General features: G+C 58.3%; 1 protein-coding gene. It reads left to right on the top strand.

What is annotated here, in order from left to right:
• Window positions 1–47 precede the first annotated feature (47 nt).
• On the top strand, window positions 48–1,136 hold the full coding sequence (locus IV500_RS21135; protein ID WP_196398787.1) for an IS630 family transposase: 1,089 nt from the start codon (window positions 48–50) through the stop codon (window positions 1,134–1,136).
• Window positions 1,137–1,148: the final 12 nt, after the last annotated feature.

The raw sequence follows: 1,148 nt of genomic DNA, 5'->3' as shown, positions 1-1,148 counted from the left end.
TGGTGTGTCTCCAAAATAAGTAATGAGTGTGGGTTTAAGCTGGGTTTATGTCGAGACCAGCTGCTGCGTTGTTGTTGTCCGAGGCTGAGCGTTCTGTGTTGGAGGCTTTATCGAAGTCCCAGGTTGCCGCCCATCGGGAGGTGCAGCGGGCGCAGGTCCTGCTCTTGGCCGCTGATGGTTTCCCGAATGAGTGGATCGCGAAGATGGTTGGGGTGACACCTGGAACGGTGCGTGCCTGGCGGAACCGGTTCATCCTGGAGGGCTTGAAGAAGCTTGGTGCGGTGGCGCCCGGGCGTGGTCGGAAGAAGGTGATTCCGGAGTCGAAGATCGCTGAGATCGTGGAGTTGACGCGGTTTTCCAAGCCGGAGGGTGCCACACACTGGTCCGTGAGGTCGATGGCGGCAAGGGTCGGGGTGTCCCCGGCTCAGGTGCAAAGGATTTGGGCGGCGCGGGGTTTGAAGCCGCACCGGGTGGAGACGTTCAAGCTCTCCACGGACCCGCACTTTGATGAAAAGCTCATCGATGTGTGCGGGCTGTATTTGGATCCGCCAGAGAATGCGATCGTGTTGTGCATGGATGAGAAGACTTCAATCCAGGCCCTGGACCACACCCAGCCCTCGTTGCCGATGAAGAAGGGCCGCGGCGAAACGATGACGCATGACTACAAGCGCAATGGCACCACAACACTCTTCGCGGCGCTGGAGGTGGCGACCGGGAAAGTGATCGGATCCTGCGTTGACAAGCACCGCCATGATGAGTTCCTGGCCTTTTTGAAGAGCATCGAAAAGGAGGTCCCGAAGGGTCTGGAAATCCATCTGATTCTGGACAATTACGCCACGCACAAGCATGCCGAAGTGAAGTCCTGGCTGGGCAAACGTCCCCGGTTCCACCTGCATTTCACCCCGACATCATCGTCCTGGCTGAACCTGGTCGAGCGCTGGTTTAGGGACCTCACGGACAAGGCTCTGCGCCGGGGTGTCTTCCATTCAGTGCCCGACTTGATCGGCAAAATTGAGGAATACATTCAGGTCAACAACGAGCACCCGAAACCCCTGATCTGGGTCGCGACCGCAGACTCCATCCTGGAAAAAGTCGCCCGCGGCCGCGTCGCACTCCAAGCCATCAAGCAAAACTGAGACACACCACTA

Source organism: Arthrobacter terrae, from assembly GCF_015708085.1.
GTDB lineage: Bacteria > Actinomycetota > Actinomycetes > Actinomycetales > Micrococcaceae > Arthrobacter_M > Arthrobacter_M terrae.
This window is presented reverse-complemented; position numbering and strand designations above follow the sequence as displayed.

What these genes read in the sequence shown, in the direction of transcription:
- IV500_RS21135 (WP_196398787.1), top strand. Translation starts at nt 48, where the DNA reads ATGTCGAGACCAGCTGCTGCGTTGTTGTTGTCCGAGGCTGAGCGTTCT.